Raw genomic sequence first — 14934 nt, forward strand, 5'->3', positions numbered from 1 at the left:
CCAATCGATTTTCACCGAGTCGTCTCTATCGACTTATTAAGGAGTAGAAAATGCGTCACTATCAATGCAACAGTCCCGAGGCAGCGGGCCGCATACTGGCGGCATGCCTGCTGTCCGATGGACACCTCAGCCTCACCGAACTCGAGGCGCTCGATCGCTGCGGCATGGAAAGGCGGCTGTTGTTGAATCGACACCGTTTGCTCTCCATCGTGCAAACGCTGTACGAAGACCTGACGCGCTGCGGGTACCTGAGCTGGAGCGATGTATGTCAGGTGGATCCCGCGACGCTCGCCTGGCTCGCGGCCGATGTGCAGGACCGGCAACTCCGTCGCGACATCCTGGATCTGTGCAGCGAAGCCGTCATGGCGGACCGTGACCACTGCGATCGCGAAGCCGACTTCCTGCGACTGCTGCGCGAGGCGTGGCAGCTTCCGGCGCGTCCTGTTCGGCAAGACGCGCTACGGGTACGCCCGCTTCATACCCTGCAGGAATCAGGAAAATAGAATAACGCACGGCTTCTTGCGCGCCAGCCATATAATCTGCAGCATGGCTGCCAAGGTGACTCGACGTTAGTGTCATAACCCGCGCGATCAAACGAGGCCGGTTCTGCATGGATCATTATGTCTTTTCTGCCATCGTGCTTGCGCTCATTCTTTCGAGCGCGGCACTTGGCTCGTATCTGCGCGCAAAGCTGGCAGATCACCATTTCTCGGAAGACTCGCTTGCCGCAATGCGTATTGCCGTTGGTCTGGTGGCGACACTGTCCGCGTTGGTGCTGAGCCTGCTGATTTCGTCGGGAAAGTCCTCGCTCGACCTCGTCAACACCGCACTCCAACATAACAGTGTCGCAATGATCCAGCTGGACCGAACGTTGTCCCAGTTTGACTCATCGGCCGATGTTCTGCGCGTCGACATAAAGAACGACTACGCCCGATGGATCTCCTTCCTGTTTTCCAACAAAACGGGCAAGACCGCAGAGGCAGAATCGAGAGAGATCCTTCAGAGTACTTACGACATCCAGGGGCGCATTTTCGCTTTACAGACCCTCGACCCTCGGCAGGACAAACTCCGCGACCATGCGATGGCATTGTGGGACGACATTTTTGCGGGACGATGGCTCGCACTCGAACACAGAAGAGGCCTGATTCCAACGCCTCTCATTGCGGTGCTGGTTGGCTGGCTGGTTGTCATATTCGGAATATTCGGTTTCAGTGCCCCAAGAAACTGGAGCATGTGCGCCGTATTTCTTCTCTGCGCCTTATCGGCCACGACGGCTGTGTTTGTTGTCCTCGATCTCGACACGCCATTTCAGGGCATGGTCAATGTGTCGAAGACGCCCATGCTGGATGCGCTCAAGTTCATCGGGAGATGAACATGACGCCCTTCGGCACGCTTGCCCAGCTCTGCCGGACCGCCATCTTCGCACTCGGGCGTGAACTGGCGGCCTGGAAGGCTTCCAGAGCACGCGTGACATTCGCAGCCGAAGCGGTGCTCTCGGTCGCACTCTCTGTCGCGCTTGCAAACGCGTTGGGGCTGTCAGACACGTGGTGGGCCGCAATCAGCGGCTTCGCTGTCATGCAAACGAGTTTTGCCGGTTCCGTGCAGCGTGCCGTTCACCGCATCACGGGCACGGTGATAGGTGCCGCGCTAGGAACCATGTTGGGGCCCTGGCTGGGTGACCGTCCGTGGCTGTTTGTGCCTGCGTTAGGGGCGATCGGCGGTATCGCGGTGTATCGGGCCAACGGGTCCAAAGCGGCCTACGCCTGGATTCTGGGCGGCGTGACTGCCCTGATGGTGACGTACGAAGCGCACAAGTTCGCGTCGGTCCGGGCCACCGCATTATTTGCGGCGCTGCGAGTCGCCGAGGTCGCCGTTGGAACATTTGCTTGCGTGCTGGTGGCGAGCGTGTTTCATTTCGGCCCGAAGTGGTACCGCAAGAACAGGACTCCTTCGGACGCTTCAAGCGCTCGCGCGGCGGGCGAGTCCACCGCGCCTTCCGCTGCGGTTTTGACGTCGCTTCCAGAATCAGTGCGCCCGACTCGCACGCTGCTGGGCTTGCAGGCCGCGCTGTCCATCACCATCCTTGCGTCGCTGACTTACGTTCTGCATCTGCCGGGTTTCGCGCAAGCCATGGTCACGGCGATCGCCGTGCTGATCGTGCCGCCGGGTCTGGCAGCAGACAGAACGCGGCAGCCGGTCATGGAAAAGATGGTGCAGCGCGTGGCCGGCTGCATGATCGCCGGCGTGCTCGCTGTAGTACTACTGCCTCTGATGCAGGGGCAAGCCGTGCTGTGCATGCTGGCGCTGTCCATCGGCGTGTGGGCAGGATGTCACGTGCAGACGGGGAGGGAAGGGGCAAGCTACGTGGGCCGGCAATTCACCATCGCGTTCATCATGGTGTTTGTCCAGGATCATCATTGGTCGTCCGATCCGTTACCGGCGCTCATGCGGCTATCCGGCATTCTCATCGGGATTGCGGTGTTGGCAGCGGTGATGCTCGCGACCAGCCGGCTGTATATCCCGCCCATGCCTCAGGACGCTAGCCGTTAAGACTCGTAGGCACTTCGATCAGATCGTCCCAAATAGCGCTCTCGGACGGTCTTTGAGCGTTCCCGTCAGCAATCGTAACGCGCTGACCAGTTGATCGCGGCTCGTCGCGCAGGCGAGGTTGATCCGTACGCCGTGTTCGATCTCGGAGCGGTCCACGGCAAACGCCGACGATGGCATCACCACCACGCCGCGCGCCTTCGCATTGGCGGCGAAATCGTCTGCCCGCCACGGTGGCGGCAGCTTGAGCCACACGAACATGCAGGCCGGGTCGGTCTGCAGCAACTCCTGCGGCAACAGTTCACGCGCCAGGTCCTGCCGCGCGCGAATTTCGGCGAGCTGCGCGTCCATGATATGGCGCGCGGTGCCGTCCTCGATCCAGATCGAAGCGATCAGCATCGACATTGGTGCCGGCATCCACGCGGTCGTGCGGACGGCCTCCGCACACAGTGCCGAGCTGTCCGGCGGACTCAGCAGGTAGCCAAGCCGGAGCCCGGGCGCGAGAATCTTCGAGGTCGCCGCGATATGGAACGTCAGTTCCGGACACAGGCTTGCGATGGTCGGCAGGCGCTGCGACACCAGCGGCCCATAGACATCGTCTTCGATAATGGCAACGCCATGCCGGCGTGCAATGTCGACTAGCGCCATCCGGCGTGCGAGACTCATGGTGGTGACGGTCGGATTCTGAAGATTCGGCACCGTGAAGATGGCCTTTACCGGCATGCGCTTGCAGGCTCGCTCGACCTCGTCGGTCAGCAAGCCGTCGCGGTCGCTAGGAATGCCAACGATTTCAAACTGGAACACCGGCGCGAGCGCTTTCAGTCCGTAGTAGGTGAGTTGATCGGCGAGGATCACGCCGTCCGTGCCGATCAGGCTGTTGAGCACGGCATACAGGCCATGCTGCGCGCCGCTTGTCACCACCACATGATCGATGGAGGGCTCGAAGCCGGGCGCGGCCATCCAGCGGGCGCCGGCGGCGCGCGCCCAGACCGGCCCTTGCGGCGGCTGGTACTCCTGCAATTGCGCATAGCGCGGATCGCGCGGCAGGTCCGCCAGCGTGCGTGCGAGGCAGTTCAGAAATTCGCCCGTGGCCGGCCGGTTCACGGTCAGGTCGATCGCCGCATTGCCTGCCGCTTGGGCGGGTTCGACGCTCGGCATCGCGCCGCCTGTCACCAGCGAGCCGCGCCGCTTGCTGCCGATCACCAGCCCGCGCAGCTGCAATTCCTTGTACGCGCGCGATACCGTCGATACGTTGATGCCGAGCTCGGTGGCGAGTTGCCGCTGCGGCGGCAGGCGGCTTCCCGGCGGATACACGCCGCTGCGGATCTCATGCTCGATCGAACTCGACACCTCGACATACGTGGAACGCTTCACCTGGGCCGGCGCGCCGTTGGCGGCGCGGCCTGCGTCTTTGCCAGAAGCCATAAGAACGGATGTCTCCATACAAAACGAGCTTTTTCCGCGATTGTGCGGAGTTTTGGCGATTCTATACCACGTATGCGCGGTTGTAACCTTTCCCCCGAGACCACGCTGCCATTCGTTTCAGCAGCTCCGCTTCGGGCCCCACGTTCGGCCATCCAGGGAAAATGCCAGGGCCACACAATGCACGTTTTAATTGCACACAAAAAATTATTGTGTGATTCTAGGCGTCATGGTTTGTCTGGTGGCGGATGTATCGAGACGCCACGGAAGATGTCCAGGATTCTGTCAGCAGGAGTTTTCGCATGAGCTTTTCACCGTCCTCCGAGTCAGGAGCCACGCCGTACCAAGGACGTAAGTGATGTCGGAGATCGCTATCGTGGGAGCGGGATTCATCGGCCTCGCGAGCGCGGAGGCGCTGATGCGCGACGGTCATCGGGTGACGCTATTCGATCCGTCGGGAGTCGGGCAGGGTGCGTCGTTCGGTAATGCCGGGACCTTTGCGCCTTACGCATGCATCCCGGTGAACAACCCTTCGGTGTTCCACGATTTACCGCGCTTTCTGCTCTCGAACGACAGTGCGTTTCGCTTGCGGTGGGGATACCTGCCGCACCTTGCGCCATGGCTCATGCGCTTCCTGATCAGTTCGCTGCCTCGTCGTTATGAGGCGAGCGCGGGCGCGCTTGCCGCTTTGCTCCGACGTGCGCAGGACGGTTACGCGCCGCTGTTGGCGCAGCCGGAACTGGCGCGCTTCGTTCGGCCGCGCGAATGCCTCTATCTGTATTCCAACGCGTCCTCGTTCGACGCCGCGCGCTCCGCGCTCGATCTGCGTGGCAAGCTCGGCGTTGCCTTCGACGTGCTTGCCGCCAATGATATCCGCGCACTGGAACCGTCGCTCGCGCCGATTTTCGAGCGTGGCGTGCTGTTCAAGGACAGTTGGCATTTTTCCGATCCGCGGGGCTTTTTGCAGACGCTTTATGAACGGCTCGCAACGCAAGGGTTGAAGCTGGAACGTTCAACCGTTAGCGCCGTACAACCCTCGGCAGACGGCGCCGCCTTGACGGTCGACGGCGCCGCAAGACGTTTCAGCCACGTGGTGATTGCCACCGGTGCGCGCTCCGCACAGTTCGCCAGCCAATGCGACGATGCTGTGCCGCTCGATACCGAGCGCGGCTATCACGTGCGCTATCCAGGCGCGCAGCAACTGATTTCGCGGCCGGTCGGCTGGGCCGAGCGAGGCTTTTATATGACGCCGATGAGCGATGGCATTCGCGTCGCCGGCACCGTCGAACTGGCTGGTTTCAACGAGAAGCGCAATTGTTCGCTGCTCGATTTGCTGACGTTTTCGTCGAAACGCGCGTTGCCCGCGCTCGGTACGCCCGACAGCAGCTGGCTCGGCTTTCGCCCAACGTTGCCGGACGGTGTGCCGGTGCTTGGCCGCTCGAGTGCCAGCGAGCGCGTGATCTATGCCTTCGGGCATCAGCACCTTGGACTCACGTTAGCGGGTATCAGCGGACGGATCGTTGCCGACCTGATCGCGCGACGCGCGCCGCCGCTCGATCTTGCGCCCTACGCGGCTACGCGCTTCTAGAACGATTTACTGCAAGCACCAGAGGACGGTCTCGACGCGTCGCGCATCGAACCGATTCACCGATACCACGCGCGACGTCACATCTCGCAAGGAGCGCATCATGAATCGCCGCTATTGGCTGTTGAGTTTGGCCGTCTGCGCGCTAGGCACGCAAATGGCGCCGTCGTGGGCCGCCGATCCGGAAGTCGTCAAGATCGGTTTTGTCGGACCGTTGACCGGTCCGGTGGCCCGTGTCGGTAAAGATTTGCAGTACGGCGCGCAACTGGCGCTCGACGAAGAGAACGCCAGGCATCCGACCGTCGGCGGCAAGCCGGTCACCTTCGTGCTCGACGTACAGGATGATCAGGCGGACCCGCACGTGGCGGTGCAGGTCGCGCAGAAACTGGTCGACGACGGCGTGGTGGGCGTGATTGGCCACTACAACTCGGGCTGCAGCATCCCGGCCTCCGCGGTTTACCATCAGGCCGACGTCGCGATGATCACGCCGGGTTCGACCAATCCGGATCTGACCAAACAGGGCTTCAAGAACGTATTTCGGACGATGGGCCACGACGGCATCGGCGGCGTGGTGGCGGGCCACTTCGTGGTTGAGCAGATGAAGGCGAAGCGTATTGCCATCATCGACGATCGCACTGCGTTCGGGGAAGGCCTCGCCAACGCCTTCGAAAAAGGCGTCAAGGAAGCGAATGGCAACGTGGTCGATCGGGAGTTCACCAACGACAAGGCCGTCGATTTCCGCTCTATCCTGACCACCCTCAAGAGCAAGAACGTCGATCTGATTTTCTTCGGCGGACTGGATGAACAGGGCGCGATGCTAGTCAAGCAGATGCGCTCGCTGGGCATGAACGCACAGCTATTCGGGGCGGGTGCGTTGAAGAGCAACGCGTTCCTGCAGATCGCCGGCGCGGCGGGCGATGGCACGCAGGATCTGGAACCTGGGCCGGCCCTCGACAAGCTGCCCGCCGCGCAGGACTTCGGCAGGCGGTACAAGGCGCGCTTTAACCAGGATGTCGAGCTGTACGCGCCGTTTGCCTATGACGCCGCGCTCGCGCTGATCAAGGCGATTCACAGCGCCGATTCGCTCGATCGCGCCAAGATCGTCGACAGTCTGTCGAAAGTCACGGTCACGGGCGTGACGGGCAAGATCACATTTGATCCATATGGAGACCTGATCAAGCCGCCGTACACGCTGTTCCAGGTCGAGCAGGGGCAGTGGAAGAGCATCAAGACGGTCGGAGGCAGCGGCGCGTAGTTATGCGAGTGCGCGGGCGTCATTCGCTAACAGATGACGCCCGCGGCCGCATAGCCCCGATCCGGGTAGATTATTGAACCGAAGCCCGAGCGCTCTGGCCGCTTGCTGCACTGCTACTCTGCGCAGCCGGCGCTGACGCACCTGACGCCACCGGCGCCTTGTCCGGATTGCGCGGATCGTGCAACTCGCTGTCCGACCAGCCGCCGCCCAGGTCGCCGAACAGCGAAGCCGCATCGAGGAGACGCGATTCCTGCACGTTCAATGCCGTTTGCTGATTGGTCAACTGGGTCGCCTGGGCGGTCGCCACGGTGGTGTAGTCGACGGTGCCCGCCTGGTACTCGTTGAAGGCGATTTCGGTGCCGTGGGTCGCGTCGCGCACGGCGGCATCGAGCGAATTGCCCTGCTCGGCGAGGATCCGCAAGCCGGACAGATCGTTTTCGACATCTTCGAACGCGGTCAGCACCGTGCCGCGGTAGTTCGCAACAGCCGCGTCGTAGGCGGCTTTGGCGGCTGCCACTCTGCCGCTGCGCTCGCCGCCGTCGAAGATCGTTTCGGTGGCGCTGCCGCCCAGCGACCAGACGTAATTGGCGATATGCAGCAAGCCGCCCAACGGCGACTGCGTGAAGCCGTCCAGTGCCGAGATCGACACCGTCGGGTAATACGCGGCGACTTCCACGCCGATCGCCGCATTCTGCGCGGCCATCTGCCGTTCGGCCGTGGCGATATCGGGCCGGCGCTGCAGCAGCGTCGACGGCACGCCAGCTGGAATGGACGGCAAGGTGGGTAGCGTCGGGTTATACGGAATGTCCAGGTCTTCCGGGTTCTTGCCCACCAGCACGGCAATCGCGTGCGCGAATTGGGCGCGCGCCACACCTAGCGCGATCAGGTTGGACTGCGCCGTTTCTAGCTGGGTGCGTGCGGTCACCACATCGGACGGCGCGATGGTGCCGTACTTGTCCTGATTCGAGACCACCTCGAGAAAGTGCTGATACGCTTTGACGGTGTCCTGCAACAGCGCGATGTTGGCGTCGCTGGTGCGCAGCTGGATCACCGTGGTCGCAAGCGTCACCTGTTCGGAGAGCGTGGCATTCGCGAGCGTCGCTTCGCTCGCCTGCGCGGTGGCGGAATTCTCTTCGATCGTGCGGCGCACCGAGCCCCACAGGTCCGGCGCCCAGTCCACATTGCCTTCGAGCGATGCCGAGTTGCTCACCGGCTGGATGTTGGTGCTGAAACCGCGGCTCGCGGCGAGACTCGTGGAGTTGGTGGCGCTGCGCGCGCGGGTGGCCGAACCGGTCACGCCAATCGTCGGGAACAGGCCGGAGCGCGCCACCTTCACCTCGGCGAGCGCCTCCTGATAGTTCGCGTAGTCCTGGCGCACGGTCTGGTTGGAGACCTCCACCTGCGGTTCGAGCTCGTTGAGCAGTGGATCGTTGAAGGCGGTCCACCACTGGCCCTTGGGTCCGTCGGCGGCCGGCTCGGCCTGGGTCCATCCCGGCAGCTCACGGTAGGTCGCGGGCACGCTGACCTGCGGCCGGTGGTAGTCCGGGCCGACCATACAGCCACTCAGCAGCAGGGCGATCGAAGCGGCCAGGGGTTTGGCCAGCGGTTTGCAGTCAATCTTCATCTTCATGCCTTCGTATCCGTTTGCCCCGATTGCCGCGGCGGTCCCATCTGTTCCGCCTGGCGGTTCCACGGCAGTCCGGAGGACCACCTGACCAGCTTGGAGCGCAAGCGGTCCAGGTACAGGTAAATCACCGGCGTCGTGTACAGCGTAAACACCTGGCTCAGGATCAGGCCGCCCATCACCGTGATACCGAGCGGCTGGCGCAGCGACGCGCCCTGGCCGATGCCGATGGCAAGCGGCACCGCGCCGAGCACCGCGGCGAAGGTGGTCATCATGATTGGCCGCAGACGCACGACGGCGGCGCCATGAATCGCCTCCTTGGCGGACTTGCCCTCGTTGCGCTGCAGCTGGATCGCCACGTCCACCATCATGATGCCGTTTTTCTTCACAATACCGATCAGAAGAATGATGCCGATCAGCGCGATCACCGAGAACGGTGTGCCGAAAATCAGCAGGGCGAGGGTGGCGCCGATGCCGGCCGAGGGCAGCGTCGAGAGGATCGTGAGCGGGTGAATCGAGCTCTCGTACAGCACGCCGAGCACAATGTAGACCACCCCGAGCGCGGCCACGATCAGCAACGGGATGGTGCCCGTCGACTGCGCGTAGGCCTGCGCCGCGCCCGCGAACGCACCGTGAATGCTGGCCGGCATGCCGATCTCGCGTGACGCGTCGTCAATCGCCTTCTGCGCCGTGCTCAACGACCCGTCGGGCGGCAGGTTGAACGAGATCGTCGCGGCTACCAGCCCGCTCTGATGGTTCACCTGGGTCGACGTATGGTTGTTGACGAAGGTCACCATGGTGGGCAGCGGCACCATCGTTTCGGCCGCGGTGCTGTCCGCGCTGCCGCTCGAACTGCCGCCCTTGCTGTTCGAGATGCTGTTGGTGGTCGCATTGGCCTCCGCGTTCGAGTTCAGCGAGTTGGTGCTCGACGTGCTCGACGCGGCGCTGATCGCGCTCGCCTGCGTCACACCCGTAACGGTGCCGCCCGGCATTTGCGTTTGCGCGGTGCCGGTCGCATTACCCGCTGCCGTGCTCAGGTAAATCTGGTTGAGCGTCTGCGGATATTGCCAGTACTCCGGCGCCACCTCCATCACCACGAAGTACTGATTGAGCGCGTTGTAGATGGTCGAGACGGTTCGTTGGCCAAACGCGTCATACAGCACATTGTCGATCTGGTTCGGCGCAAAACCGTAACGCGATGCCGTGGGGCGGTTGAAATTGATGTAGGTCTGCAGACCGTTTTGCTGCAGGTCCGAGTTCACGTCCAGCACCTCGCCGCGCATCTTGCTGAGTGCGGTCACGAGCTTGGGGGTCCAGGCGAACAGCGCGGTGGAGTCTTCGCTCGTCAGCGTGTACTGGTACTCCGCGGCCGACTGCCGTCCGCCGATCCGCAGATCCTGCTGGGCCTGCATGAAGAGCCGTGCGCCCGAGACCGCGTTTAGCTTGGGCCGCAGGCGGTTCACCACCTCCGTGGCGGTCGCATGGCGCTGCGCCAGCGGCTTGAGTTCGACGAACACGTTAGCGGTGTTCAGAGCACGACCGCCGGTAAAGCCGGCCACCGACTGGACCGCCGGGTCCTTCTGCACGATCTCCTGCAACTGGGCGAGCTTCTTCTCCATCGCCGTGAACGAGATGCTCTGGTCGGCGATGATCTGCCCGATCAGAATGCCGGTGTCCTGTTCCGGGAAGAAAGTGCCCGGCAGCAGCTTGAGCAGGAACACGTTGGCCACCATCAGGCCGATCAGCAGCAGGATGACCAGCAGCGCGTGGTCCAGCACGGCAGTGAGCGAACGCGAGTAGGCATCCTTGAAGCGGTCGAATTGCCGCTCGATCCACATCGCCCAGCGCGCCCGTGAGTGGCCGGCGTGTTCGCGGCTCAGCACGTACGCACACATGGCCGGCGTGACCGTCAGCGAGATCACGAGCGAGATCAGGATGGCGATGGACAGCGTCACCGCGAACTCATGGAACAGCAGGCCGACGATGCCCGGCATCAGCAGGATCGGCAGGAACACCGCGATCAGCGAGAGGCTCATCGAGATCACGGTGAAGCCCACTTCGCCGCTGCCTTTCAGGGCGGCTTCTTTCGGACTCAGCCCCATTTCGAGGTGGCGCGTGATGTTTTCCAGCACCACCACCGCATCGTCGACTACGAAGCCGGTGCCGATGGTGAGCGCCATCAGCGACAGGTTGTCGATGCTGTAGCCGAGCAGGTACATCGGTCCGAAGGTGCCGACGATCGACAGCGGCAGCGCCACCGCCGGCACCAGCGTGGCGCGTGGCGACTGCAGAAAGATGAACACCACGCCGACCACCAGCAGCACGGCGATAAACAGCGTGCGCTCGGTATCGGCCACCGAGGCCCGGACCGACTCCGAACGGTCGACCGCGACGTTGACATGGACGCTGTGCGGCAGGGTTGCCTCGATCGCCGGCAGGACGTTTCTGATCTGGGCGACTGTGCTCACGACGTTGCTGCCGGGCATCGGATAGACGATCACCAGCACCGCCGACTTGCCGTTGTAGAGCCCGGCGTTGCGGATATTTTCGTTGGAGTCCCTCACCTGGGCGACGTCGCGCAGCAGCACCGGCGAACCATTGCGGTAGGCGACCACAAGGTCGCGGTAGGGCGCCGCTTTGGTGATCTGGTCGTTGGACAACACCACGTAGCGCTGGTCGCCCTGGTCGAGGTGGCCTTTGGCGCTATCGGCGTTCGCTGCGGAAATCGCCGCGCGCACGTCTTCGAGGCCAATGCCGTAGCTATTCAGCTTGCCCGGCTGCAACTCGACCCGCACCGATGGCAGGGCGCCGCCGCCCAGCGTGATCTGACCCACGCCGTTGACCTGCGAGAGCTGCTGCTGGATCACCGAATCCGCGGAGTCGTAGAGCTGGGCCTTGGTGAGCGTGTTCGAGGTCAGCGCGAGCACCATGATCGGCGAATCCGCCGGGTTGTACTGGCGATAGGTCGGGTTGCTGCGCAAGGTGGTCGGCAAGTCGGCACGCGCCGCCTGGATGGCCGCCTCCACGTCGCGCGCGGCGCCGTTGATGTCGCGGTTGAGTCCAAACTCGACCACGATCATCGACGAGCCGACATAGCTGATCGAGGTCAGCTCTTCCACGTCGGCAATCGTGCCCAGGCGCCGCTCGAGCGGTTCGGCCACGGTAGAAGCCATGTTTTCCGGGCTCGCGCCTGCCATTTGCGCCTGCACCACGATCACCGGGAAGGCGATGTTCGGCAGCGGCGCGACCGGTAGCCGGAAATAGGCGAGCGCCCCTGCGATCAGGATCGCGACCGCCAGAAGGGTGGTCGCGACCGGGCGCCGGATGAATAACGCCGAGATGTTCAAGGCGTGTCCTCCGCCGTACCTGCAGACGTGCCTTCAGACGGATCCTGCGGTTTGTTGCGGTTGCGCCAGCGGTTCGTGCGCTCGGCCATCCGGTCGAAGAACAGATAGATGACGGGCGTGGTGAAGAGCGTGAGGATCTGGCTCAAGGCCAGGCCGCCGATAATCGCCAGACCCAGCGGGCGGCGCAGTTCGGAACCCGTGCCGGTGCCGACCAGCATCGGCAGCGCGCCGAGCATGGCGGCGAGCGTCGTCATCAGGATTGGCCGGAAGCGCAGCAGCGATGCCTCGAAGATCGCCTCTCGCGCCGGCTTGTGGTGAGTGCGCTCGGCATCGAGCGCGAAGTCGACCATCATGATGGCGTTCTTCTTGACGATACCGATCAGCAGCACGATCCCGATGATGCCGATTACGTCGAGATCGCTGCCGGCGATCATCAGGGCGAGCAGCGCCCCGATACCCGCCGAGGGCAGGGTAGAGAGAATCGTCACCGGATGGATGAAGCTCTCATACAGCACGCCCAGCACGATATACACGGCCACCAGCGCGGCGATCAGCAGGTACACCTCGCTCGAGAGCGAGTCCTGGAACGCCTGGGCCGCACCCTGCAGCGACGAGGTGATCGAAGGCGGCAGATTCACCGCCTGTTCGGCCTCGTGGATCTGCTTCACCGCCGTGCTCAACGACGCATCCTTCGCGAGGTTGAACGAGATGGTGACGGACGGGAACTGCGCCAGATGGCTGATCACGAGCGGCGACTTGACGATCTGGATCTTGGCGATCGCCGACAACGGCACCTGGCCGCTGCTGCTGGTCTGGCTCGGCAGGTACAGGTTGCCGAGCGAGCCCACATTAGGCAGCGATTCCGGCTTCGCAACGAGGATCACCCGGTACTGGTCGGACTGCTGGAAGATGGTCGAGACAATCCGTTGGCCCAGTGCGTCGTAGAGGGCGTTGTCGATGGTCGCCGGGGTGATGCCGAAGCGCGCGGCCAGTTGCCGGTTGACTTCGACGTTCACGCTCAGGCCGTCGGTATTCATATCGCTTTGCACATCGGCGAGCGACGGAATCTTCTGCAGGCGCGCAATCAGTTCAGGCACGTACTTCTGGAATGCCTGCTGGCTCGGTCCGCGCAGCACGAAGCTGTACTGGTTCGGCGAGACGGTGGTGTCGAGCGTCAGATCCTGCTCCGGCTGCATAAAGAGCTTGATGCCGGGCACGTTGGCGACTTCCGTCTGCAGACGCCGCGCAATCTCCTGAGCAGTGTCCGAACGCTTGTCGTGGTCGCGCAGATTGATCAGGAAGCGGCCGTTGTTGAGCGTGGAGTTGGTGCCGTCGATCCCCACATAGGAGGTGAGCGATACCACATCGGGATCCTTCAGGAGCTGATCGGCGAGCGCCCGCTGGCGCGTCACCATCGCCTTATAGGACACCGAGTTGTCGGCCACGCTGATACCTTCGATCACGCCGACGTCCTGCACCGGGAACAGGCCCTTCGGGATCACGATGTACAGAACGGCGGTCAGCACGAGGGTGATGACGAACACCACGAGCGTGAGCACCTGGTGATCGAGCACCCAGCGCAGGCCCTTTTCGTAGGCGTTGAGCGTCTTGTCGAAGAGGCCTTCGCTGATCCGCTCGAAGCGGCTCGGATGGCGTTCGGCCTGGGCACGCAAGAGGCGCGCGCATAGCATCGGCACCACCGTCAGCGAGACCACCGCCGACAGCACGATGGTCACCGCGAGCGTCACCGCGAATTCGCTGAAAAGACGCCCGATCACACCGCCCATGAAGAGCAGCGGAATCAGCACGGCGATCAGCGAAATGGTCAGCGACAGAATCGTGAAGCCGATCTGCCCGGCGCCTTCGAGCGCGGCCTCGAGTGGGGTTTTACCCTCCTCGAGATAGCGCACGATGTTCTCGATCATCACGATCGAGTCGTCGACCACGAAGCCAGTGGCAATGATCAACGCCATCAGCGAGAGGTTGTCGATCGAGTAGTTCAACTGGTACATCACGGCCAGCGTGCCGATCAGCGAAACCGGCACCGACACGCTCGGGATGATCGTGGCCGGCACGTTGCGCAGGAACACGAAGATCACCGCCACCACCAGGATGATGGCGAGCACCAGTTCCAGCGCAGCGTCGGACACTGAAGAGCGGATCACGCCGGTACTGTCCTGCACCACCGTGACCTTCATGCCGGCCGGCAGCGTCGATTCGAGCTGCGGCAACTGCTTCATGATCTGGTTGACGGTGGCGATCACGTTCGCGCCCGGCTGGCGCTGCACGTTCAGCACGATCGCGGGCGTGCCGTTATACCAGGCGCCGCGTTCGACGTCCTGGGCGGCCGAGGTCACGCGGGCAACGTCGCGCATGAACACCGGCGCGCCGTTCTGGTAGGCGATCACCGTGTTCAGGTAGTCCTTCGGATCGGAGATCTGGTCGTTGCCGTTGATCGTGTAGTCGAGGTCCGGACCGTCGAAGTTGCCCTTCGGCTGACTGACGTTGACGAAGCTGAGGAGGGTGCGCAGATCGTCGATATTCAGGCCGTAGGCGGCCAGCTTTTGCGGGTCGGCTTCGACCCGGATGGCCGGCACGTTGCCGCCGCTGGTGGTCACGACACCCACGCCCGAGACTTCCGAAATCTTGGTGCCGAGGCGGTTGTTGGCGGCGTCCTCGAGCTGCGTGAGCGACATCGAGTTGGAGGTGACGGCGAGTGTCAGGATCGGCTGGTCGGCCGGATTGACCTTGGCGTAGGTTGGCGGCGCGGGCAGGCCGGCCGGCAGGAAGCTGTTGGCCGCGTTGATGGCCTGCTGGACGTTTTGCTCGGCGACGTCGAGGTTCAGCGACAGGTCGAACTGCAGCGTGATGACCGAAGCGCCGTCCGAACTATACGAGGTCATCTGCTGCAAACCGGGGATCTCGCCCAGTTGCACCTCGAGCGGCGCGGTAACCGTAGTGGCCATCACGTCCGGGCTCGCGCCCGGATAGAAGGTCTGCACCTGGATGGTCGGATAGTCTACGTTCGGCAGCGAAGAGACCGGCAGCACGCGTACCGCGACGAGGCCCACCAGCACGAGGGCGACCATCAGCAGCAGCGTCGCTACGGGTCTAAGAATAAACAGACGGGAGATATTCATCGGCGAGTGGGTCC

At 63.2% G+C, this 14934-nt stretch carries 9 protein-coding genes; 5 read left to right on the top strand and 4 right to left on the bottom strand.

The genetic code is table 11. The annotated features are described in order from the left end of the window. Positions 1-50: 50 nt before the first annotated feature. From P3T40_RS29785 to P3T40_RS29795, 3 genes are all read left to right on the top strand, one after another. On the top strand, positions 51-503 hold the full coding sequence (locus tag P3T40_RS29785; RefSeq protein WP_429271293.1) for a TerB family tellurite resistance protein: 453 nt from the start codon (positions 51-53) through the stop codon (positions 501-503). A 107-nt stretch (positions 504-610) separates the two neighbouring features. Next, complete coding sequence (locus P3T40_RS29790) at positions 611-1372, top strand: hypothetical protein (RefSeq protein WP_429271294.1); 762 nt, start codon at positions 611-613, stop codon at positions 1370-1372. Positions 1373-1374: 2 nt separating this feature from the next. Then, positions 1375-2550 carry an FUSC family protein gene (locus tag P3T40_RS29795; RefSeq protein WP_429271295.1) on the top strand — a complete coding sequence of 392 codons (1176 nt, stop codon included), beginning with the start codon at positions 1375-1377 and terminating at the stop codon, positions 2548-2550. A gap of 18 nt (positions 2551-2568) precedes the next feature. Here the strand turns inward: P3T40_RS29795 and P3T40_RS29800 are convergent, their stop codons facing one another. Then, positions 2569-3972 carry a PLP-dependent aminotransferase family protein gene (locus P3T40_RS29800; protein ID WP_429271296.1) on the bottom strand — a complete coding sequence of 468 codons (1404 nt, stop codon included), beginning with the start codon at positions 3970-3972 and terminating at the stop codon, positions 2569-2571. 355 nt (positions 3973-4327) lie between these two features. Here P3T40_RS29800 and P3T40_RS29805 point away from each other — a divergent pair, with 355 nt between their 5' ends. Together P3T40_RS29805 and P3T40_RS29810 are read left to right on the top strand one after the other, a co-directional pair. Beyond that, positions 4328-5557 (top strand): NAD(P)/FAD-dependent oxidoreductase, encoded by a 1230-nt coding sequence (locus P3T40_RS29805; protein ID WP_429271297.1) that lies wholly within the window; start codon positions 4328-4330, stop codon positions 5555-5557. Between the two features lie 100 nt (positions 5558-5657). Further along, positions 5658-6809 (top strand): branched-chain amino acid ABC transporter substrate-binding protein, encoded by a 1152-nt coding sequence (locus P3T40_RS29810; RefSeq protein ID WP_429271298.1) that lies wholly within the window; start codon positions 5658-5660, stop codon positions 6807-6809. A gap of 70 nt (positions 6810-6879) precedes the next feature. On the opposite strand, the gene P3T40_RS29815 is transcribed toward P3T40_RS29810, so the two are convergent. The 3 genes from P3T40_RS29815 to P3T40_RS29825 are packed head-to-tail and all read right to left on the bottom strand — an operon-like array spanning position 6880 to position 14920. After that, positions 6880-8439 (bottom strand): efflux transporter outer membrane subunit, encoded by a 1560-nt coding sequence (locus P3T40_RS29815; protein ID WP_429271299.1) that lies wholly within the window; start codon positions 8437-8439, stop codon positions 6880-6882. Then, complete coding sequence (locus P3T40_RS29820; protein ID WP_429271300.1) at positions 8436-11780, bottom strand: efflux RND transporter permease subunit; 3345 nt, start codon at positions 11778-11780, stop codon at positions 8436-8438. The genes P3T40_RS29815 and P3T40_RS29820 overlap by 4 nt, the downstream gene beginning before the upstream one ends. Further along, entirely contained in the window at positions 11777-14920 is a 3144-nt protein-coding gene (locus tag P3T40_RS29825; RefSeq protein ID WP_429271301.1) for an efflux RND transporter permease subunit, read from the bottom strand. Before P3T40_RS29825 ends, P3T40_RS29820 begins: the two co-directional genes overlap by 4 nt. Between the last annotated feature and the right edge of the window lie 14 nt (positions 14921-14934).

This window comes from Paraburkholderia sp. EB58 (assembly GCF_050436665.1).
Lineage (GTDB): Bacteria > Pseudomonadota > Gammaproteobacteria > Burkholderiales > Burkholderiaceae > Paraburkholderia.